The sequence below is a fragment of the Roseateles sp. GW821-FHT03B02 genome (assembly GCF_059421025.1).
This window is the reverse complement of the sequence record NZ_JBWKUV010000009.1, coordinates 30884-52025: the sequence shown is the minus strand read 5'-3', so window position 1 is coordinate 52025 and position 21142 is coordinate 30884. Positions and strand designations below refer to the sequence as shown.

Below are 21142 nucleotides of genomic sequence, written 5' to 3'. Positions count from 1 at the left end.
TCGGCAAGCGGAGCCTGTCGCCCGTCTTGAAGCATTCGCAGGTACAGCGTGTTTCAAGGTGGGATTGCGCTATCCTACGCGCCGAGTCACCCCAATGGTATGGGGGATACTATCTAGCCATGCCCCCTTTCAAGCCCGATTCCGCCGCTCCAGTACGACGCACGCGGGCCACAGGCCGGGTCACGCTGGCCGATGTGGCGGAGGCGGCGGGCGTCAGCCCGATCACGGTGTCCCGCGCCCTGCGCGGGGAGCGCGCCGTGGCGCAGGATCTGGTCGAGCGCGTGCAGGCGGCCGCCGCCTCGCTGGGCTATGTGCCCGACCCGGCAGCCCGGGCGCTGGCCTCGGCCCGCAGCTCTCACGTGGCGGTGCTGATCCCCAAGCTCAGCAACACCTTGTTCGTGGAACTGCTGGACGCTGTGCAGAACACGCTGGTACCGGCCGGTTACCAGACGCTGATCGGCGTCACGCACTACGACGCGGGCGAGGAAGAGGCCGTGCTGCGCAGCTTCCTGGCCCACCGGCCGGCGGGGCTCATCGTGACCGGCAGCGACCGCAGCCCGGCGGCGACGGCCATGATCGAAGGCAGCGGCATTCCCTGCGTTCGTGTGATGGAGGTCGGCGAGGACGCGGGTGGCTACAGCGTGGGCTTCTCGCAGCGCGATGCCGGGCGGGCCATCACGCAGCAGTTGCTGGACGGTGGCCGGCGCCGGATTGCTTACGTCGCCGCCCAACTGGACCCGCGCACGCTGGAGCGTGGCGAGGGCTATGAAGCCGCCCTCGTCGGGGCCGGCTTGGGCGGCCGCGTGAACAAGGTGCTGAGCGCCGAGCCGTCGTCGATGGCGCTGGGCGGCGCGATGCTGGAGCGCGTGCTGCGCGAGGCGCCCGAGACCGACGCCATCTTCTTCTGCAACGACGACCTGGCCCAGGGCGCGCTGCTGGCGGCCTTGCGCCTGGGCGTGGCCGTGCCAGGCCGTGTGGCGGTGGCCGGCTTCAACGACCTGCCCGGCAGCGACCAGATGGTGCCGCCGCTGACCACCGTGGCCACGCCGCGCCGCGAGATCGGCGAGCAGGCGGCGCAGATGCTGATGAAGCTCATGCGCGGCCAGCCGGTGGAGACGCCGCATCTGGACCTGGGCTTCCAGGTGGTGCGGCGGGCGTCAAGCTAGTTCGACGTCGAGCCGGTAGTCGCGACCGGCCTCGATGCTGCGAACCAGGCCGTCTGGCAGCAGTTGCCCGTCCAGCAGCACGCGAGCCTGGCCAGTGCGGCGCACCTGCAGCAGGAAGCGCGCGCCGCGGAACTCGCGCTCGGCGCTGAGACGGCCCCAGCCCGTCGGCAACTGCGGATCCACCCGCAAGCCCTCGGCGTGGCCTCGCAGGCCGCACAGGCCCTCGATGACGCTGCGATAGGCCCAGGCCGCCGTGCCGGTGTTGAAGAGCTGGCTGGAGCGGCCGGCGGTGCGCGGATATTGCTGGTGAGCGCCGCGGTAGTAGTTGGGGATGAAGACGGGCAACTGGCCGCGCTGCAGCAGGTCGGCCTCCTCCGGCCCCGGGATCATGCGGCGCAGCGCGCTGAAGGCGCGGTCGGCCTCGCCAGCGTCGTAGAGCGCGTGCACGTAGAAGCTGGCCGCGTGGTTGTAGACCGCGCCATTCTCGGCCGAGCCCGAATGCTTCTGCGTGACGCGGCCCACGTCGTCGCGCATGCGGGAGTAGGGCGGGTTGAACATGGCCACGCCATGCGGCGTTTCCAGTTGCGCGTCGATGGCCGCGAGCATCCTCCTGCGCTGCTCGTCATTCGCGGCGCCGCTGAGCATGGCCCAGGACTGCGGGTTCAGGTAGATGCGGCCCTCGGCATCCGATTTGACGCCGAAGACGACGCCGTCGTCCGTGATGCCGCGGGCGAACCAGTCGCCGTCCCACAGGTGGCGGTTGGCGGCGTCGTTCAGCTCCTGTGAAGCCGTACGCCAGCGCTCGGCGGCTTCGGTGCGGCCGGCGTCGGCGCTGATGCCGGCCCACAGCTTCATTGCAAACGCGGCGGCCACGGTCAGCCAGCCGGACACGCCGCGGCCCTTGTAGCCCACCATGTTCATCGGGTCGCACCAGTCGCCCTGGGCGATGAAGCTCAGGCCGCGCGCGTCCCGGTCCTGCTGCAGCCAGGCCATGGCGGCGTCCAGGCGCTGCGCGACGGTCAGCCCATTCACCACGACGCTCAGCAGCGCGAAGTCGCCGGTCTCGTCCAGGTAAGCCTGCAGGCACACGGGTAGCCACACGCAGTGGTCGGTGTGCGGCACCTGGTTGATGTACTTCAGCTCGGCGCCTTCGACTATCAGGACGCCGTCGGGCATGGAGCCGTTGGCGTGCTGCTGGCCCAGCGCATGCAGCAGCGCGGCGCGCGTGACGCCGGGCGCGATGTAGGCCATGCCCAGGTTGTCCTGCAGGTAGTTGCGCGTCTGCGGGTCGGTGCTGAGGCGGTTCACGTCACCGTGATAGAAGACCTGGCGCGGCAGCCAGTGGTTCACGAAGCGGTCGAAGTCGGGGTCGGGCGTGGTGATGCGCAGGCAGCCGCGGCCGCCGTCGATGTAGGCGGCGTAGGCCTCGCGGGTGCGGGCGAAGGCGGCCTTGCTCAGGTAGGCCTCGCGGACGCGTGCGATCTCGGCGTCGTCCAGCGCGGGGCCGAACAGGAATCGATGTGTCTGGCCGTCGCCCGGCTCCAGCGCCAGCCGGTACTGCACGCAGGCGGCGGGCGTCTCGTAGCGGGCATCGCCGCAGGCCAGCCGGTCAGCCTGCAAGGCGCTGGGGGCGTGCAGGCCGCCTTCGCCCTCGAAGGCAGCCTGGCTGGCCTCCCAGGCGTCGGGCGGTGTCTCGCAGAGGAAGTAGGTCTTGTCCTTGAGGTGCAGGTTCTTGAAGTGGTCCGCGACCTTCTGGTACGGCGTTACGCTGCTGGCGACGATGCCGCCGAGGTCGGCGCGCCACTCGGCCGACTGGTTCATCCACGACATGTAGCCGATGGGGAAGTAGGGCACGACGCTGATGCGCCGCGCGCGGCCCGACAGGTTGGTCACGCGCAGCTCCCACAGCTCCACCACGTCGTCGGTCGGCAGGCCCAGCGTCATCTCCACGCGCAGGCCCAGGTGCTCCACGGTCCAGGCCAGCTCACGCCGACCGACGGTGAAGCGGAAGGTGTCTACTGGCGCGCGTACGGGTTCGTAGGGCGCCGAGAACAGCTGGCCCGTGTCCTCGTCCTTCACGTAGACGAAGCGGCCGGGGTGGTGGGCGTAGTAGGCCTGCTCCGGCTGCATGAAGGTCTTGGCCTCCAGGTTGGGCGCATGCGCGTACTTGGCCGGTTCGGGCTGCATGAACTGCGCGGTGGCATAGCCGCGGCAGGTCACCTGGATCATCATGCGGCGGTTCCAGAGGAAGCCGCCGGCCTGGGGCAGGGCGGTGGGGCTGGGCAGTTCGCAGCGCGCGCCGTCGTCGAGGTGGTGAAGCATGGTGTCAGGGAGCAGATTTGCGGGCCGCGAGGTCAGCCTGGATGCGCGCCATGGTGGGGTTGTCCAGCCTGTAGAAGATCATGATGACGGCGGCCATCAGCGTGAAGGCCGCAGGGATCACGGACATCAGCCAGACGATGCCGGCCTGTGACTCGGCCGACTGCACGGCATTGGGCACATAGCCCAGCGACGTGAACAGCGTGCCGATGACGCCGACCGCGACCGCCGTGCCGAGCTTCTGCGCGAAGGAGCTGGCCGCGAAGGTCATGCCGGTGGCGCGGCGGCCGTTGCGCCATTCGTTGTAGTCGGCCGTGTCGGCGAGCATTGAGAACGACAGCGGTGACTTGGGGCCCAGCACCAGGCCCAGTGCGATCTGCAGCACGTACATCAGCGCGATCTGGTCGCTGGGCACGAACAGGAAGGCGGTCGACAGCACGGTGGATGCGAGCATGAGCCCGATCATCAGCTTGCGCTTGTCGATGAAGCGCGTGAGCAGCGGCGTGAACGCCGTGCCCGCGGCTGCGGCCAACAGATAGGCCGGCACGAAGCTGCCCAGCAGTTCGGGCCGGTTGACCACGTACTTGAAGTAGTAGGCCGCGCTGGTCATGCGCAGCGTGATGCCGCCCATGATGATGAGCGCGAGGAAGAACAACAGGATCCACGGCCGGTTGCTGCGCAGGTCCGCCAGGTCCTGGCGCACGCTGGAGGGCTGGGCCTGCGGCGGCTGCACGCGTTCGGTGGTGGTGCTGAAGGTGATGGCGAAGATGGCAGCGGCGGCGAGGCCCCAGAACACCATGGTCAGCGTCCAGCCGTGGGCCGCGTCGCCGCCGCCGAACCAGGCCACGAGGCGCGGCGACAGGGCCGTGACGATCGTGCCGCCAGCGAAGCCGGCGACGAAGCGGGACGCGTTGATCGCGTTGCGCTCGCGTGCATCGCCCGAAATCACGCCCGACAAGGCGCTGTAGGGCAGATTGACGCTGGTGTAGAGCGTCATCAGCAGCAGGTAGGTCGCGTAGGCCCACACCATCTTGCCCGTGGGGCCGAGGTCGGGCGTTGAATAGGTCAGCACGCCGATGACGGCCAGCGGCAGCGGCATGAAGAGCAGGAAGGGCCGGAACTTGCCCCAGCGTGTCTGCATGCGGTCGGCGAAGGCGCCGATCATCGGGTCGGTGAAGGCGTTAAAGATCTTCACGACGAAGAGCATCGTTGCCGCGGCGGCCGCGGTGATGCCGAAGGTGTCGGTGTAGAAGATCAGCAGGAAGGTCGAGATGTTGGTCCAGTAGAAGTTGAAACCCATGTCGCCCAGGCCGTAGCCGACGATCTCGCGCTTGGTGAGGCGGGCATGGGTCATGGCTGCAGCCAGGCACAAACCTCGGCTTCCAGCGCGGCGAGGGGCTGAAGCGCGTCCAGCCGCAGCACGCCCGGCTCGCCCACGGGCGACTCCAGCGTCTCGAACTGGCTGTCGATGAGGCTGGCGGCGAAGAAGTGCGAGCCGCGCGTGGACACGCGCCGGCCAGCCTCTGCCTTGTCGATGTCCAGGTAGGCGAAGCGCAGCCCGGGAGAGGCCTGCCGGAGCTGCTCGCGATAGGCTTGCTTGAGGGCTGAGCAGGCCACGACGACGCCGCCCGGATGCCGGCGCAGTTGCTCGCACAGGCTGGCCAGCCAGCTGGCGCGGTCGCCGTCGGTCAGCGCCTGGCCGTCGGCCATCTTGCGGCGGTTGGACTCGCTGTGGAAACGGTCGCCCTCCAGCCAGACGCGGCCCAGACGCGCCGCCACCGCGGCGGCCAGGGTGGATTTGCCACTGCCGGCAACGCCCATGACGACGAGGGAATCGGGCGTGAAAGAAGTCATTGGGAGGCGTGGGCTGAGAAGCGGGATGGTGCCGCCCGGGTTCAAGGCAGCAAGATTGGATAGCGCTATCCTAACCTGGCGCAGAAGGGCGGCGATCCGTACTTCCCCGTGGTGACCTGTCCGGCCTAGTGGGTTTTGAGGGTGCGCATCGCAGTTGCGAAGCGCCGGCCCAGTTCGCGGCTGGCGTTGGCCGAGAAATGCAGCTCGTCGCCGAGGTGATCCAGGTCGGTGGCGTCCGCAAACCCCACGCCGGGCAGGGCCTCGGGCATGCAGCGTAAGGCGTCGCGCACCCTGTAGGCCGCTGGCCATCGGACGCGGGACAGAAAGTCGCCGAGCTGGCCTACGACGATGGGCAGGTCGGGCTGGCCGAGATCCTGGCGTAAGTCCCGGAACATGCGCGTCAGGCGCTCGCCATAGCTGGCGGCGTCGGCGGGGTTCTCGGCGTCGGCCTCGCCCTGGTGCCAAAGCACGCCGCGGATGACGCCGCGAGCGGCCGCTGCGCGGGCACGTGCCAGGGCCTGCTCGTACAGGTCGCCTCCCTTGACCCAGCGCTGCAGCGGCGAGCCGCCCACGGCGGTCGGAATGAGGCCGATGGCCGTTGCCGGGTCGTTGGCCCGCATGGCGCGTGCAAAGGCAATCCCCGGGCCGACGCCTGGTGCCGAGCGGCCGATCTTGGCGTGGATGGGGTCGCGGGCGACGAGCCACCGACCATCGGCACTCAGCGCGAGGACGAGCGGATCGCTCTGCTGGAAGAGCATGCCGCGCGTGTCGCGGCCAGCCATATTGGACTGGCCCATCAGCAGATAGATGTGCAGGCGCTCCCGGGGCAGACCGGCCGCCGCATCGGCCTGGGCGAGACTGCCCGTGGCGACGAGGGCCAGCAGCAGGGCGAGGATTTTCTGCAGCGCATTCATCGGCAGGCAATTTTGGCAGTTCGTATGGCCATGCCCTGGGTGCCCAGGGCCATCGGGCGGCAAGTTGCGCGAATCCGGCCGGGGGCGTCGAGGCCCTCAGTAGAATCCCGTGCTTGCGCACGCTGCCCCTTGCTGTTGGGGCCGAGCATTTCCGAGAACCGCGCGCCCGCCCGCGCCCAGCCTCCCCGGATTCCATGGCCCTGACCTCGCATCTGACCCATTTCGAGGGCGGCAACGCCCTTTCCGATTTCCGCGCCCAGGCCCTGCTGGCCCGGCTGCAAGAGGTCAGTGGCCGCATCACCGGCATCAGCGCCCGCGCGGTGCACTGGGTCTGGACGGAAGCCCCGCTGGACGGCGAGACCCGCGAGCGCTTCGCGGCGCTGCTGACCTACGGCGAGCCTGCCGTCGAGGGGGCGCAGGGCGACCTCGTCGTCGTCACGCCGCGCTTCGGCACGGTCAGCCCCTGGGCGTCCAAGGCCACCGACATTGCGCGCAACTGCGGCTTGGCGCTGAAGCGGGTGGAGCGCGTCGTCGAGTACCGCATCGCCACCAAGAGCGGCCTGCTCGGCGGTGCCAAGCCGCTGACGGCCGACGAGCTGAACGCCTGCGCCGCGCTGCTGCACGACCGCATGACCGAGTCGGCCTGCTTCAGCCGCGAGGACACGGCCCACCTCTTCGACGAACGCACCGCCGAGCCGTTGGCCCATGTGGACGTGCTGGGCGCCGGCCGCGCCGCGCTGGAGGCCGCCAACGTCGAGTTCGGCCTGGCGTTGTCGGGCGACGAGATCGACTACCTCGAGACCAACTTCAGAAAGCTGGGCCGCAACCCCAGCGACGTGGAGTTGATGATGTTCGCGCAGGCCAACAGCGAGCACTGCCGGCACAAGATCTTCAACGCCAGCTTCACGGTGGACGGCGAGGCCCAGCCGTTGTCGCTGTTCGGCATGATCCGCAACACCGAGAAGCTGAACCCGCAGCACACGGTGGTGGCTTATTCGGACAACGCGGCCATCATGGAAGGCCATGCCATCGAGCGGTGGATGCCGGCGCCCCAGGCCGGCGCCGCCTACGTTGCCCGGTCCGAGCAGGCGCAGGTGCTGATGAAGGTGGAGACGCACAACCACCCGACCGCCATCTCGCCGCATCCCGGCGCTTCCACGGGCGCCGGCGGCGAGATCCGTGACGAAGGCGCCACCGGCCGCGGCTCCCGCCCCAAGGCCGGCCTGACGGGCTTCTCGGTGTCCAACCTGCATCTGCCGGGCCTGTCCGAGCCCTGGGAGCAGAACCCGGTCGGCAAGCCGGCCCACATCGCGTCGGCCTTGCAGATCATGGTCGACGGCCCGCTGGGCGGCGCGGCCTTCAACAACGAGTTCGGCCGCCCCAACCTCGCGGGCTATTTCCGCGTCTTCGAGCAGACCGTCGCCGGCCTGCGCCGCGGCTATCACAAGCCCATCATGATCGCGGGTGGCCTGGGCACCATCCGCTCGGACCTGACGAAGAAGATCGAGTTCCCCGCCGGCACACTGCTGATCCAGCTCGGCGGCCCCGGCATGCGCATCGGCATGGGCGGCGGCGCCGCGTCGTCGATGGCAGCGGGCACGAACACGGCCGACCTCGATTTCGACTCCGTGCAGCGTGGCAACCCCGAGATCGAGCGCCGCGCGCAGGAGGTCATTAACCACTGCTGGGGCCTGGGTCAGGACAACCCTGTTCTGGCCATCCACGACGTCGGCGCGGGCGGCATCTCGAACGCATTCCCCGAGCTGGTTAACGACGCCGGCCGCGGCGCTCGCTTCGACCTGCGCAAGGTGCCGCTGGAGGAGTCCGGCCTGGCGCCCAAGGAAATCTGGTGCAACGAGAGCCAGGAGCGCTACGTGCTGGCCATCGCGCCCGAGAGCCTGGAACAGTTCAAGGCCTTCTGCGAGCGTGAGCGCTGCCCGTTCGCCGTTGTCGGCGTGACGACGCAGGAGCGTGAGCTCAAGCTCGTCGATGAGCAGGCTGGTAACAACCACCCCATCGACATGCCGATGGACGTGCTGCTCGGCAAGCCACCCAAGACCCACCGCGACGTGAGCCGCGTGGTCCGCGACGGCGGCACGCTGGACCTGACCGGCGTGAAGCTGGAGCAGGCCGCCCTCGACGTGCTGCGCCACCCGACCGTGGCCAACAAGCGCTTCCTCGTCACCATCGGCGACCGCACCGTGGGCGGCCTCAACCACCGCGACCAGATGGTCGGCCCCTGGCAGGTGCCGGTGGCGGACTGCGCCGTCACGCTGGCCGACTTCAAAGGCTTTGCCGGCGAAGCCATGAGCATGGGCGAGCGCACGCCGCTGGCGGCCGTCAATGCGCCCGCGTCGGGCCGCATGGCCGTGGCCGAGGCCATCACCAACCTGCTGGCAGCCCCCTTCGAGCTGCCGCGCGTCAAGCTCAGTGCCAACTGGATGGCGGCCTGCGGCGAGGCCGGCGAAGACGCCGCGCTGTTCGACACGGTGAAGGCCGTCGGCATGGAGCTGTGCCCGGCCCTGGGCGTCTCGATTCCCGTGGGCAAGGATTCGCTGTCCATGCGCACCAAGTGGGATGACAAGCAGGTCACCGCGCCGGTGTCGCTGATCGTCACCGCCTTCGCCAGCATCGCTGACGTGCGCGGCACGCTGACGCCCGAGTGGCAGCGCGAGGACTCCTGCGCCATCCTCATCGACCTGGGGCAGGGCCAGCACCGCATGGCCGGCTCCATCCTGGCGCAGACGCTGAACCAGTTCGGCAGCGACGTGCCCGACCTGGACGACCCGCAACTGCTGGTCTCGCTGGTCAACGCCATCAACGAACTGCGCGCCGCGGGCAAGCTGCTGGCCTACCACGACCGTTCCGACGGCGGCCTGTGGGCGGCGGCCTGCGAGATGGCCTTCGCTGGCCAGACCGGCCTGAGCCTGAACATCGACATGCTGGTCACCGAAGGCGACGGCATCAGCGACAGCCGCGCCGACACGGGCGACTCCAAGAACTGGGCGGCCCAGGTCAGCGGCCGCCGCGACGAGCTGACGCTGCGCGCGCTGTTCGCCGAGGAACTGGGTGCCGTGATCCAGGTCCGCGCCGCGGACCGCGACGCCGTCATGCAGGTGTTGCGCGCCCACGGCCTGTCCAGGCACTCCCACGTCGTCGCCAAGCCCAACGCGGCGCGGCAGATGGAAGTCTGGCGCGATGCCAAGAAGGTCTTCAGCGCCGATCTGGGCGTTCTGCAGCAGACCTGGGACGAAGTGTCGTGGCGCATTGCCCAGCTGCGCGACAACCCGGCCTGCGCCGACGCCGAGCACGGCGCCGCCGGCAAGGCCGACGACCCGGGCCTGCATGTGCATCTCACGTTCACGCCGGAGGCGCCGTTCGTGGCCACAGGCGCCAAGCCGAAGGTCGCCATCCTGCGCGAGCAGGGCGTCAACTCGCACGTCGAGATGGCCTATGCCATGTCGCTGGGCGGCTTCGACAGCTTCGACGTGCACATGAGCGACCTGCAGTCCGGCGCGGTCAAGCTGGACGGTTTTGCGGCCTTTGTGGCCTGCGGCGGCTTCAGCTACGGCGACACGCTGGGTGCCGGCGAAGGCTGGGCGCGCAGCATCATGTTCAACCCGGTGCTGACCGAGCAGTTCCGCGCCTTTTTCTCGCGCCCCGACACGCTGGCCCTGGGCGTCTGCAACGGCTGCCAGATGCTGGCAGCACTCGCGCCCATCATCCCTGGCGCCGAGGCCTGGCCGCGCTTCACGCGCAACCAGAGCGAGCAGTACGAGGCCCGCCTGGCCTTGGTCGAGGTGCTGGACTCGCCCAGCGTCTTCTTCAAGGGCATGGCCGGCAGCCGCGTGCCCATTGCCGTCGCCCACGGCGAGGGCTTTGCAAACTTCGCCCGCCAAGGTGACGCCAGCAAGGTCATCCCCGCCATGCGCTTTGTCGACAACCACGGCCAGGCGACCGAGGCCTACCCGTTCAACCCGAACGGCAGCCCCGGTGGCCTGACCTCGGTGACGACGCTTGATGGCCGCTTCACCGCGCTGATGCCCCACCCGGAGCGCGTCTTCCGCAATGTGCTGATGAGCTGGACCTCGGGCGACAAGAGCGCGCACAGCCCCTGGCTGCGCATGTTCCAGAACGCGCGCAAGGCGCTCGGCTAAGCCGCGTCGACTTCGAGCAGCAGCCGGTCGAGGCCCTCTTCGGTGCCTTGGCGGCGCTGCTCGATGTCCATGTGGCCGTCGAAGTAGGCCAACTGCTCAGTCAGCTTCAACATTGACCCGCTGGCGGTGTCCGCGAACTCCACCGTGACGAGCGAGGCCGACAGCGCGCGGCCGTCCACCGCCATCGAGTAGGCGAAGACGATGCGCGAGTTCGTGACGATGTCGAGGAATACCTTGTCCACGGCCAGCGGCGTGCCGTCGTCGAGCCGGCTGCGGTAGATCTCGAAGCCGCCGCGCCGGAAGTCCATGCTGAACTCAGGCGTGTGAGTTGCGACATGGCAGTCGTTCCAGCGCAGCTTGGTGGCGGGGTCGGCCCAGGCGGCGAAGACGCGGGCGGCCGAGGCCTTGAAAGTCCGGTCCAGCACGAAGCTGGTGTGGGCGGTCGTCATGGCTTGTGATCCTGTTCGGCCAGCAGCGCGTCCAGCGCGTCGAACTGCCGGTGCCACTGAGCCTTGCGCCGGGCTACCCAGTCCTCCAGCCCGTTGAAGGCCTCGGGCGCGATGCGGTAGGTGCGTACGCGGCCCGTCTTGTCGGACTGCACCAGGCCGCCGGCCTCCAGCACGGCCAGGTGCTTGAGGGCCGAGGGCAGGGCGATGGACAGGGGCTTGGCCAGGTCCGACACCGAGGCCGGGCCGCGGGCGAGCTGGTCCACCATGGCACGGCGGTTGCCGTCGGCCAGCGCGGCGAAGAGGCGGTCCAGCCCCTCAGTCGGCGAGGAAGCGCGCGGGGAGGGCATGGCGCAAAGGGTAGTACTGGAAGACCGGGCGGGCCTCGACGATGCAGCGCCACACCGACGGCCGGGCCAGCAGGCGCTCGAAATAGGCGGCCAGGCGCGTGTGCCCGGGCGAGAAGGGACGCACGATGGCTGCGTAGAACAGCGCTGGCGCCGCGGCGCAGTCGGCCATCGTGAAGGCGTTGCCAGCCGCCCAGGTGCGCTCGCCCAGGCGGCTTTCGATGAGGTCGTAGGACACGCCCAGCTCGGCGACCGTGCCGGTCAGCGTGGCCGCGTCGCGTTCGGCCTCGGGGCGCAGCTGCTGGGCGATGAAGCGCTGCATGGGCGTCATCACATGGCAGTCGAAGACGCGGTCCCAGAGGCGCGCTTCGAGCTGGGCGTCGAAGTCGACGGGCAGCAGGCGCTGACGACCGGGATGGCCGGGGTGGTGGTGGTCGAGGTACTCGATCTGGATCGAGGTCTCGGGCACGACCCGATCGCCGTCGACCAGTAGCGGAATCTTGGCCGTGGGCCACAGCGCGGCATAGGCCGCGCGTTCGGCGGGGTCGCCCAGGTTGACCATCCTGGCTTCGAAGGGCGTGCCGTTCTCGTACAGCGCGATCAGCACCTTCCAGCAGTAGGAGGACAGCGGGTGGTAGTGCAGTGTCAGGGCCATGGGGATCTCATTTGTTGCCGATCTGGCTAAGTGTATTGAAACTTTCCGAATTCGGAAACTGTCCGGGAAAACAAAGGCGGGCCGCAGCCCGCCCTTGCTGAACGGTCGAGATGGTTGAGTCAGTCCTGCACCACGGCGGCGGCTTGCAGCCGCTTGTTCACCCGCAGCGCCGCCAGCGTGCCGACCACGCCGGACAGCAGGTAGACGCTGACCGAGCCGAGGCCGAAGCGCGACGACAGGTAGAGCACGATGACCGGCGCAAACGCCGCACCCAGCAGCCAGGCCATGTCCGCCGTCAGCGCGGCGCCGGTATAGCGGAAGTGCGGCAGGAAGTTGGAGGTGACCGAGCCGGCCGCCTGGCCGTAAGACAGGCCCAGCAGCACGAAGCCGATCAGGATGAAGGCCGCCTGGCCTGGCTTGCCGCCACCCAGCATGAAGGGGGCGAACAGCGCGAAGGCGCCGATGGCCACGGCCAGCGTGCCCAGGAAGCTGCGGCGGCCGATCTTGTCGGCTATCAGGCCCGACATGGGCATGGCAACCGCCGCAAAGGCGGCGCCCAGTAGTTCCATCTTCATGAAGTCCACCACGCCCCGGTCCTCGGCGAACAGGTTCACCCAGGACAGCGGGAACACCGTCACCAGGTGGAAGAGGGCGTAGCTGGCCAGCGCGGCGAAGGCGCCGATGACGATGTGGTGGCCCTGGGCAGGTAGCAACTCGTGCAGGTGGGCCGGGTCGAGCTCATGTTCCTCCATGCGCTTCTCGTACTCGTGCGTGACGACGAGGCGCAGCCGGGCGAACAGCGCGACAACGTTGATCGCAAAAGCCGTGAAGAACGGGAAGCGCCAACCCCAGGAGAGGAAATCCTTGGCATCCAGGCTGCCGTAGACGTACAGGAACACCCCCGAGGCCACAAAGAAGCCCAGCGGCGCGCCAAGCTGCCCCAGCATGGCATACCAGCCGCGGCGTTGCGGGGGGGCGTTCAGGGCCAGCAGGGAGGGCAGGCCGTCCCAGGAGCCGCCCAGGGCCAGGCCCTGGCCGACACGGCAGAGCGCCAGCAGCAGGATGGCGGTGTTGCCCGCGTCCTTGAAGCCGGGCAGCAGGCCCATGCCGACCGTCGAGCAGCCGAGCAGGAAGAGGGCGGCGGTCAGCTTGGTCGAGCGGCCGAAGCGGCGCTGGATCTCCATGCCGATTAGCGTGCCGACCGGGCGGACGACGAAAGCCAGCGCGAAGACCAAGAAGGCGTAGAGCGTGCCGGTCAGGCCGTCGACGAAGGGGAAGAAGACCTGAGGGAAGACCAGCACCGAGGCGATGCCGAAGACGAAGAAATCGAAATACTCGGAAGCCCGGCCGATGATGACGCCGACAGCGATGTCGCCGGGTGCGAGGTCCTCGTCCGTGCGGGTCGTCAGGGGGGCGGATTGGGGGGTCTGGAAGGTACTGCTTGCGCTTGCCATGGCGGCTTGTCTCCGTCTGTGCCTAGGACAAAATGTCCAATCGTTGATCTGGCTCAATCAACTTACATTCCGTCGCTGCCCGCAAGATCGTTAACCCTCGCGTGCCTCTCAGGATGTACCCCAACAAGACTCTCCTTATCCGCGCTCTGGTCTTGTCAGCCAGCGCCCTGCTGACCGGCTGCGACTGGATCGTCATGAAGCCGCATGGCGACATCGCGAACCAGCAGGCCCAGCTCATCGTCACCTCGACGCTGCTCATGATGCTGATCATCGTCCCGGTGATCGCGCTGACGCTGTTCTTTGCCTACCGTTACAGGCAGTCCAACACCGAGGCGACCTATGCGCCGGACTGGGACCACTCCACGCGCCTGGAACTGGTCATCTGGGGCGCGCCGCTGCTGATCATCATCGCGCTGGGCGCCATCACCTGGATCAGCACCCACAAGCTGGACCCGTTCCGCCCGCTGGACCGCATCGCCGAGGACAAGCCCCTGGCCGCCGGCGTGAAGCCGCTGGAGGTCTATGCGGTGTCGATGGACTGGAAGTGGCTGTTCATCTACCCCGAGCAGGGCATCGCCACCGTCAACGAACTGGCCGCGCCGGTGGACCGCCCCATCCACTTCCGCTTCACGTCCACGACGGTGATGAACACCTTCTACGTGCCCGCCCTGGCCGGCATGATCTACACGATGCCGGGTATGGAGACGCAACTGCACGCCGTCATCAACAAGGCCGGCGTCTATGACGGCCTGTCGGCGCACTACAGCGGCGCCGGCTTCTCGGACATGCGCTTCAAGTTCCACGGCCTGACGGACGAGGAATTCGCGCGCTGGATCGAGTCCAACAAGACCGCCGGCGGCGCGCTGACCCGCGCCGAGGTGCTGAAGCTGGAGCAGCCCAGCACCAAGGAACCCATCCGCCGCTTCGCCAGCGTCGAGGCGGGCCTGTGGAGCGCCATCGTCGACCGCTGCGTCGACGGCAAGAAGATGTGCTCCAGCACCATGATGGCCATCGACGCCGCCGGCGGTGCCGGCAAGGGCGGCGTGGCCAGCACCATGCGCAGCGCCTGGCGTGATGCCGAAGGCGTGCAGCGCGAGCGCACCGTCGTCGCCGGCCTTTGCACGCCCACGAACCTGCTGGGTCTGCCCGTCGAGACCGTCGCGCAGAAGAACTGAGTCCGCCCATGTCCACTGCACAACTCCCCGCTGCCGAGCAGCTTCACCCCCTCCTGGGCCGGCTCGGCCTGGATGCCATCCCCTACCACGAGCCCATCCTCGTCGGCACCTTCGCGGCCGTGGTCCTCGGCGGCCTCTTCGTGCTGGCCCTGCTGACGAAGTTCCGCCTCTGGGGCCCGCTGTGGCGCGACTGGATCACCAGCATCGACCACAAGAAGATCGGCATCATGTACATCGTGCTGGGCGTCGTGATGCTGCTGCGCGGTTTCGCCGACGCAGCCATGATGCGTGCCCACCAGGCCATGGCCTTTGGTGACAATGCCGGTTTCCTGCCGCCGCACCACTACGACCAGGTCTTCACGGCCCACGGCGTCATCATGATCTTCTTCGTCGCGATGCCCTTCGTGACTGGGTTCATGAACTACGTCGTGCCGCTGCAGATCGGCGCGCGCGACGTGGCCTTCCCCTTCCTGAACAACTTCAGCTTCTGGATGACTGCCGGCGGCGCCATCCTCGTGATGATCTCGCTGTTCATCGGCGAGTTCGCCAAGACCGGCTGGCTTGCTTATCCGCCGCTGTCCGGCCTGCTCGCCAGTCCCGACGTCGGGGTGGACTACTACCTTTGGTCACTGCAGATCGCGGGCGTGGGCACGACGCTGTCGGGCATCAACCTGATCGCCACCATCATCAAGATGCGCGCCCCCGGCATGACGATGATGAAGATGCCCGTCTTCACGTGGACGTCCCTCTGCACCAACGTGCTCATCGTCGCGACCTTCCCGGTGCTGGCCGCCACGCTCGCGCTGCTGACCGCGGACCGCTACCTCGGCACCAACTTCTTCACGAACGATCTCGGCGGCAACGCCATGCTCTACGTGAACCTGATCTGGATCTGGGGCCACCCCGAGGTCTACATCCTGGTGCTGCCGGTGTTCGGCATCTTCTCGGAAGTGGTGTCCACCTTCAGCCGCAAGAAGCTGTTCGGCTATGCGTCCATGGTCTATGCCACGGTCGTCATCACCATCCTGTCCTACCTCGTCTGGCTGCACCACTTCTTCACGATGGGATCGGGCGCCAGCGTGAACAGCTTCTTCGGCATCACGACGATGATCATCTCGATCCCGACGGGCGCCAAGATCTTCAACTGGCTGTTCACGATGTACCGCGGCCGCATCAAGTTCGAGGTGCCGATGCTGTGGACCGTGGGCTTCATGGTCACCTTCGTCATCGGTGGCATGACCGGCGTGCTGCTGGCCGTGCCCGCGGCGGACTTCGTGCTGCACAACAGCTTGTTCCTGATCGCCCACTTCCACAACGTGATCATCGGCGGCGTGGTGTTCGGCGTGTTCGCCGGCATCAACTACTGGTTCCCCAAGGCCTTCGGCTTCCGCCTGGACGCCTTCTGGGGCAAGGTCTCGTTCTGGTGCTGGTTCATCGGCTTCTGGGTCGCCTTCACGCCGCTCTACATCCTCGGCCTGATGGGCATCACGCGCCGCGTCAGCCACTTCGACGACATGTCGCTGCAGCCCTATTTCGTCGTCGCCGCCATCGGTGGCGGCATCGTGGCCCTGGGCATCGCGTCCTTCCTGATCCAGATTGGCGTCAGCATCCTGCGCCGCAAGGAACTGGCCGACACGACGGGTGACATCTGGGGCGGCCGCACGCTGGAGTGGTCCACGGCCTCTCCGCCGCCGGACTACAACTTCGCCTTCACGCCCATCACCCATGAGCTGGATGCCTGGCAGGACATGAAGCAGCGCGGCGTCGCGCGCCCCACGAAGGGCTTCGTCGCCATCCACATGCCCAAGAACACCGGCGCCGGCTTCGTCATCGGCATGCTGGCCACGGCCATGGGCTTCGCCTTGATCTGGCGCATGTATCCGCTCGCCGGCCTGGCTTTCGCCGCCACCGTCATCGCGGCCATCTGGCACACCTTCAACTACCACCGCGACTACCACATCCCGGCCGATGCGGTGACGCGTACCGAGGACGAGCGCAGCTGCGCCCTCGCGTCCGCTGCCTGACCGGGAGATCCTGACATGTCTGCAAGCATTGCCACCCATGTGAACGGCGCCCCGGTCTACTACGACCACAGCGGCGAGCACCATCCGCCCAACAGCACCATGCTGGGCTTCTGGCTCTACCTGATGAGCGACTGCCTCATCTTCGCGGTGCTGTTCGCCGTCTATGCCGTGCTGGGCCGCTCCTACGCGGCCGGTCCGTCGGGAGCCGACCTGTTCGACCTGCCGCTGGTGGCCGTCAACACCGGCCTGCTGCTGTTCTCGTCCATCACCTACGGCTTCGCGATGATCGCGATGCAGGCCCGCAAGAAGGGCCCGCTGCTGGCCTGGCTGGCGGTTACGGGCCTGTTCGGCCTGGGCTTCCTGGGCATCGAGCTCTACGAGTTCCACCACCTCATCCACGAGGGCGCCGGCCCCGGCCGCAGCGCCTTCCTGTCCAGCTTCTTCACGCTGGTGGGCACCCACGGCCTGCACGTCACTTTCGGCTGCATCTGGCTGGTCACGCTGATGTTCCAGGTGCAGAAGCTCGGCCTCACGCCGGCCAACCGCCGCCGCCTGATGTGCCTGTCGATGTTCTGGCACTTCCTGGACGTCGTCTGGATCGGCGTCTTCACCTTCGTCTATCTCATGGGGGTGCTGTGATGGCCGGCCATGCACATGATCACGGTCACGACGACCACCTCGACGGCGAGGAAGACTTCCACGTCAGCTACAAGGGCTATGCGACGGGCTTCATCCTGTCCGTCATCCTGACCGCCATTCCCTTCTGGCTGGTGATGGGCAAGCTGCTGCCGAGCCCCAAGATGACCGGCCTGGTCATCCTGGCCTTCGCGGCCGTGCAGATGGTGGTACACATGGTGTATTTCCTGCACATGAACGCCAAGGTCGAAGGCGGCTGGTCCATGCTGGCGCTGCTGTTCACGGTGGCGCTGGTGGTCATCATGCTGGCCGGCTCGGTGTGGGTCATGTATCACATGAACGCCAACATGATGCCGACGCCGGACCCGGCAGCCATGCGCAACATGCCCTGAATGGGTATGGGCCGCGCCGCACGGATCGCCTTGATCGCCGCTGCGGCGCTGGCCAGCCTGGGCTTTCTCGCGCTGGCCACCTGGCAGTTCCAGCGGCTGGGCTGGAAGCAAGACCTGATTGCCCGCGTCGAGCGGCGGGTCCACGCGGAGCCTGTCGCGCCGCCGCTTGCTTTGGCGGAAGTCTCCAAGGCCGACGAGTACCGCCGCCTGCGCCTGCGCGGCCGGTTCGAGCCGCGCGAGGTGCTGGTGCAGGCCACGACAGAGCTCGGCGGCGGGCACTGGGTCATCGCGCCGCTGCGTCTGGATGACGGCAGTGCCATCCTCGTCAACCGCGGCTTCGTGCCGCCCGAGCAGCGCGCTCCCGAGCAGCACGCCGCGCCCACCGGTCCCGTCGAGCTGATCGGCCTGCTGCGCCTGACCGAGCCCGGCGGCGGGCCGCTGCGCAAGAACGAGCCAGCGCAAGGCCGCTGGTACTCGCGCGATGTGGCCGGCATCGCCGCCCAGTTGGGCGTCGCGGCTGCGCCGTACTTCGTCGACGAGTCCGCCGACCCCGCCCAGCCCCAGCGCTGGCCGCGCCCCGGCCTGACGGTCATCCGTTTCGCCAACAATCACGCCGTCTACGCCATCACCTGGCTGGCGCTCGCGGCCATGTCCGCCGCTGCGGCGATCTATCTTGTCCGCGAAGAGCGCCGGCGCGCGCCGCCTTGAACCACCACACGCCAGTCCCCGTCGAAGCCGTTGCCGTCGCGCCCGAACGCCGCGCCGGCCGCGCCAACCTGCGCCAGCTCATCGAGCTGCGCTGGCTGGCGGTGGGTGGCCAGCTTGCCACCGTGCTGGTCGTGCACGTAGCGCTGGGCATCCTGCTGCCCTGGGCCGAGATGCTCAGCCTGCTCGGCATCCTCGTCGTCTTCAACCTCTTCAGCCTGTGGCGCAACAAGCTGTCGCAGCCGGTCTCGCAGATCGAGCTCTGCGTGGCGCTGCTGGTGGATGTGGGCGTGCTGACCGGCCAGCTCTACCTGTCGGGGGGCAGTGACAACCCCTTCATCTACCTCTATCTGCTGCAGGTCGCCGTCGCGTCGGTGCTGCTGCGGCCGGCCTATCTGATGGCCGTCATCGTCAGCGCGGCCTCGGGCTTCGTCGCGCTGATGCTGTGGCACCGTCCGCTGGTGCTGGATGCGTCCACGCCCACCTCGCTGTCGCCCAACTACCTGGGCGGCCTGCTGCTGTGCTTCCTGCTCAACGTGGGGCTGCTGTCCATCTTCATCGTGCGCATCAACCGCAACCTGCGCCAGCGCGACGCCGAGCTGGCCGAGCTGCAGCAGCGCGCCGCCGAGGAGGTGCACATCGTGCGCATGGGCCTGCTGGCCAGCGGCGCCGCGCACGAGCTGGGCACGCCGCTGGCCACGCTCAGCGTCATCCTCGGCGACTGGGCCCACATGGCCCCCTTTGCCGGCGAGCCCGAGCTGCGCGAGGAGATCGAGGAGATGCAGCGCCAGATCCTGCGCTGCAAGGCCATCGTCACCGGCATCCTGATGTCGGCCGGCGAGATGCGCGGCGAAGCGCCCGGCCTCACCCGCCTGCCGGACTTCGTCGGGCGCCTGGCCGCCGACTGGCGCAGCGCCCGGCCGCAGGCCGAGCTGGCGCTGGTCAGCGACATGCTGCCCGAGGTGGACATCATTTCCGACACGGCCCTGCAGCAGGTCGTCGGCAACCTGCTGGACAACGCCGCCGAGGCGGCGCCCGGCACGCCGCTTGTGCTGCAGGCCACCTGTCCCGACGAAGACACGCTGGTGCTCAGCGTGCTCGACCATGGCCCCGGCTTCAGCGCGGAGATGCTGGAACACTTCGGCGACCCCTACCAGAGCAGCAAGGGCCAGCCCGGCCGCGGCATGGGTCTGTTCCTGAGCGTCAACGTCGCGCGCACGCTGGGCGGGCGGCTCGAAGCGCGCAACCGCGCCGAGGGCGGTGCCGAGGTCGTCCTTACGCTGCCGCTGGTCTCGCTGCTGCCTCGACAATCCCTGCCCGATGCCCGCCGCTGAAGAAGACCGCTTCCTGCTGATCGTCGAGGACGACGACAGCTTCGCCCGCACGCTGACCCGCTCCTTCGAGCGCCGCGGCTGGCGCGTCATGCGCGCCACGGGCCTGGACGACATGAAGGCGCTGCTCGATGCGCTGCCCGAGGACGATGAACTCGGCCACGCTGTGGTCGACCTCAAGCTCGCCGGTGGCGCGTCAGGGCTGGCCTGCGTGCAGGCCCTGCATGCCTGGGACCCGGAGGTCTTGATCGTCGTGCTGACCGGCTACGCCAGCATCGCCACCGCCGTGGAGGCCATCAAGCTCGGCGCCTGTCACTACCTCGCCAAGCCCGCCAACACCGACGACATCGAGGCCGCCTTTGCCCGCCGGCAGGGCGATGCCGACGTGGAGGTGACGGAGCGCCAGACGGCGTCCATCAAGACGCTGGAGTGGGAGCGCATCCACGAGGTGCTTGCCGAGACCGGCTTCAACATCAGCGAGACCGCGCGGCGCCTGGGCATGCACCGGCGCACGCTGGCCCGCAAGCTCGAAAAGCAGCGGATCAAGTAGCAAGCTGGTCGAGGAGCTGATAGCTGCGTCGTCGCAGCGCGTGGTCGTGCACGGCGCAGGCCACGATGAACTCATCGGCGCCGGTCCGTTCCGCGGTCGCCAGCAGGCCTGGCCGCACCGTCTCCGGCGAGCCCACGATGGACTCGCTCAGCATGCGCTCCACCTGCAGCCGCTCGGGCGCCGACCACAGGGCCTCCATGCTCGTCACCGGCGCCGGCAGCTTGCCGCGCCGGCCGCGCACCATGCCCAGGAAGCGCTGCTGCGCCGACGTGAACAGGAACCGCGCCTCCTCGTCGGTGGGCGCCACGATGACGTTCAGCCCCACCATCGCATGCGGCCTGGGGTGCCGCGCGCTGGGCTTGTAGGTGGCGCGGTAGATCTGCAGCGCCTGCTTCAGCATCTCCGGCGCGAAGTGCGAGGCGAAGGCGAACGGCAGGCCCAGGTAGGCGGCCAGCTGGGCACCGTAGAGGCTGGAGCCCAGCAGCCAGATCGGCACCTCCGTGCCCTGGCCCGGCACGGCACGCACGGGCGCCTCGGTAGCCGCCGGTGCGAGGTAGCTCTGCAGCTCCAGCACGTCGTTGGGGAAGGCATCCTCGCCCGTGCTCTCCAGGCTGCGCCGCAGCGCGCGCATCGTCGGCCGGTCGGTGCCGGGCGCGCGGCCCAGGCCCAGGTCGATGCGCCCGGGGAAGAGCTCGGCCAGCGTGCCGAACTGCTCGGCGATCGTCAGCGGCGCATGGTTGGGCAGCATGATGCCGCCGGCCCCCACGCGGATGCGCGAGGACGCTGCTGCCAGTTGGCCGATCAGCACGGCCGTGGCCGAGCTGGCCACGCCCTCCATGTTGTGGTGCTCGGCCACCCAGTAGCGCCGGTAGCCCAGGCTGTCGGCGAGCTTCACGAGGTCCAGGCTTTTGAGCAGCGCCTGGCGGGTGGTGTCACCGTCGACGACGGGCGCGAGATCGAGGATGGAAAGCGGGGGCAGGGAAGGCATGGGCGCCATCTTGCCGAGCCGGGCTTGGC

At 68.5% G+C, this 21142-nt stretch carries 18 protein-coding genes; 9 read left to right on the top strand and 9 right to left on the bottom strand.

All coding sequences use genetic code 11. The features are described from left to right. The first annotated feature begins 119 nt into the window (after positions 1 to 119). Entirely contained in the window at positions 120 to 1166 is a 1047-nt protein-coding gene (gntR, locus tag AC07VX_RS21450; RefSeq protein ID WP_493167483.1) for an HTH-type transcriptional regulator GntR, read from the top strand. Here gntR and AC07VX_RS21445 read toward each other — a convergent pair. The 4 genes from AC07VX_RS21445 to AC07VX_RS21430 form a co-directional block, all read right to left on the bottom strand. Beyond that, complete coding sequence (locus AC07VX_RS21445; RefSeq protein WP_493167484.1) at positions 1158 to 3488, bottom strand: GH36-type glycosyl hydrolase domain-containing protein; 2331 nt, start codon at positions 3486 to 3488, stop codon at positions 1158 to 1160. The genes gntR and AC07VX_RS21445 overlap by 9 nt on opposite strands. 4 nt (positions 3489 to 3492) lie before the next feature. After that, positions 3493 to 4839 (bottom strand): MFS transporter, encoded by a 1347-nt coding sequence (locus tag AC07VX_RS21440; RefSeq protein ID WP_493167485.1) that lies wholly within the window; start codon positions 4837 to 4839, stop codon positions 3493 to 3495. Continuing rightward, entirely contained in the window at positions 4836 to 5339 is a 504-nt protein-coding gene (locus AC07VX_RS21435; protein ID WP_493167486.1) for a gluconokinase, read from the bottom strand. Before AC07VX_RS21435 ends, AC07VX_RS21440 begins: the two co-directional genes overlap by 4 nt. A gap of 125 nt (positions 5340 to 5464) precedes the next feature. Beyond that, positions 5465 to 6253, bottom strand: a complete 789-nt coding sequence (locus tag AC07VX_RS21430; RefSeq protein ID WP_493167487.1) for a sialate O-acetylesterase — start codon at positions 6251 to 6253, stop codon at positions 5465 to 5467. A gap of 194 nt (positions 6254 to 6447) precedes the next feature. On the opposite strand from AC07VX_RS21430, the gene purL reads away from it, so the two are divergent. Then, positions 6448 to 10410: a phosphoribosylformylglycinamidine synthase gene (purL, locus tag AC07VX_RS21425; RefSeq protein ID WP_493167488.1), complete on the top strand. Its 3963-nt coding sequence runs from the start codon at positions 6448 to 6450 to the stop codon at positions 10408 to 10410. Here purL and AC07VX_RS21420 read toward each other — a convergent pair. From AC07VX_RS21420 to AC07VX_RS21405, 4 genes are all read right to left on the bottom strand, one after another. Further along, positions 10407 to 10859, bottom strand: a complete 453-nt coding sequence (locus tag AC07VX_RS21420; RefSeq protein WP_493167489.1) for an SRPBCC family protein — start codon at positions 10857 to 10859, stop codon at positions 10407 to 10409. The genes purL and AC07VX_RS21420 overlap by 4 nt on opposite strands. After that, on the bottom strand, positions 10856 to 11206 hold the full coding sequence (locus AC07VX_RS21415) for an ArsR/SmtB family transcription factor (RefSeq protein WP_493167490.1): 351 nt from the start codon (positions 11204 to 11206) through the stop codon (positions 10856 to 10858). Before AC07VX_RS21415 ends, AC07VX_RS21420 begins: the two co-directional genes overlap by 4 nt. Next, complete coding sequence (locus tag AC07VX_RS21410) at positions 11175 to 11858, bottom strand: glutathione S-transferase family protein (RefSeq protein WP_493167491.1); 684 nt, start codon at positions 11856 to 11858, stop codon at positions 11175 to 11177. Before AC07VX_RS21410 ends, AC07VX_RS21415 begins: the two co-directional genes overlap by 32 nt. 119 nt (positions 11859 to 11977) lie before the next feature. Further along, positions 11978 to 13312, bottom strand: a complete 1335-nt coding sequence (locus AC07VX_RS21405; RefSeq protein ID WP_493167492.1) for an MFS transporter — start codon at positions 13310 to 13312, stop codon at positions 11978 to 11980. Between the two features lie 113 nt (positions 13313 to 13425). On the opposite strand from AC07VX_RS21405, the gene cyoA reads away from it, so the two are divergent. The 7 genes from cyoA to AC07VX_RS21370 are packed head-to-tail and all read left to right on the top strand — an operon-like array spanning position 13426 to position 20125. Continuing rightward, complete coding sequence (gene cyoA / locus AC07VX_RS21400) at positions 13426 to 14487, top strand: ubiquinol oxidase subunit II (protein ID WP_493167493.1); 1062 nt, start codon at positions 13426 to 13428, stop codon at positions 14485 to 14487. A gap of 8 nt (positions 14488 to 14495) precedes the next feature. Next, entirely contained in the window at positions 14496 to 16511 is a 2016-nt protein-coding gene (gene cyoB / locus AC07VX_RS21395; protein ID WP_493183948.1) for a cytochrome o ubiquinol oxidase subunit I, read from the top strand. A 15-nt stretch (positions 16512 to 16526) separates the two neighbouring features. Then, positions 16527 to 17150 (top strand): cytochrome o ubiquinol oxidase subunit III, encoded by a 624-nt coding sequence (gene cyoC / locus AC07VX_RS21390; protein WP_493167495.1) that lies wholly within the window; start codon positions 16527 to 16529, stop codon positions 17148 to 17150. Continuing rightward, on the top strand, positions 17150 to 17539 hold the full coding sequence (gene cyoD, locus AC07VX_RS21385) for a cytochrome o ubiquinol oxidase subunit IV (protein WP_493167496.1): 390 nt from the start codon (positions 17150 to 17152) through the stop codon (positions 17537 to 17539). Before cyoC ends, cyoD begins: the two co-directional genes overlap by 1 nt. Beyond that, positions 17540 to 18247, top strand: a complete 708-nt coding sequence (locus tag AC07VX_RS21380) for an SURF1 family protein (protein WP_493167498.1) — start codon at positions 17540 to 17542, stop codon at positions 18245 to 18247. Then, positions 18244 to 19578 (top strand): ATP-binding protein, encoded by a 1335-nt coding sequence (locus AC07VX_RS21375; RefSeq protein ID WP_493167499.1) that lies wholly within the window; start codon positions 18244 to 18246, stop codon positions 19576 to 19578. The genes AC07VX_RS21380 and AC07VX_RS21375 overlap by 4 nt, the downstream gene beginning before the upstream one ends. After that, positions 19565 to 20125 carry a response regulator transcription factor gene (locus AC07VX_RS21370; RefSeq protein WP_493167500.1) on the top strand — a complete coding sequence of 187 codons (561 nt, stop codon included), beginning with the start codon at positions 19565 to 19567 and terminating at the stop codon, positions 20123 to 20125. The genes AC07VX_RS21375 and AC07VX_RS21370 overlap by 14 nt, the downstream gene beginning before the upstream one ends. Here AC07VX_RS21370 and AC07VX_RS21365 read toward each other — a convergent pair. Then, positions 20118 to 21104, bottom strand: coding sequence for an LLM class flavin-dependent oxidoreductase (locus tag AC07VX_RS21365; protein ID WP_493167535.1), 987 nt, complete (start codon positions 21102 to 21104; stop codon positions 20118 to 20120). The genes AC07VX_RS21370 and AC07VX_RS21365 overlap by 8 nt on opposite strands. Between the last annotated feature and the right edge of the window lie 38 nt (positions 21105 to 21142).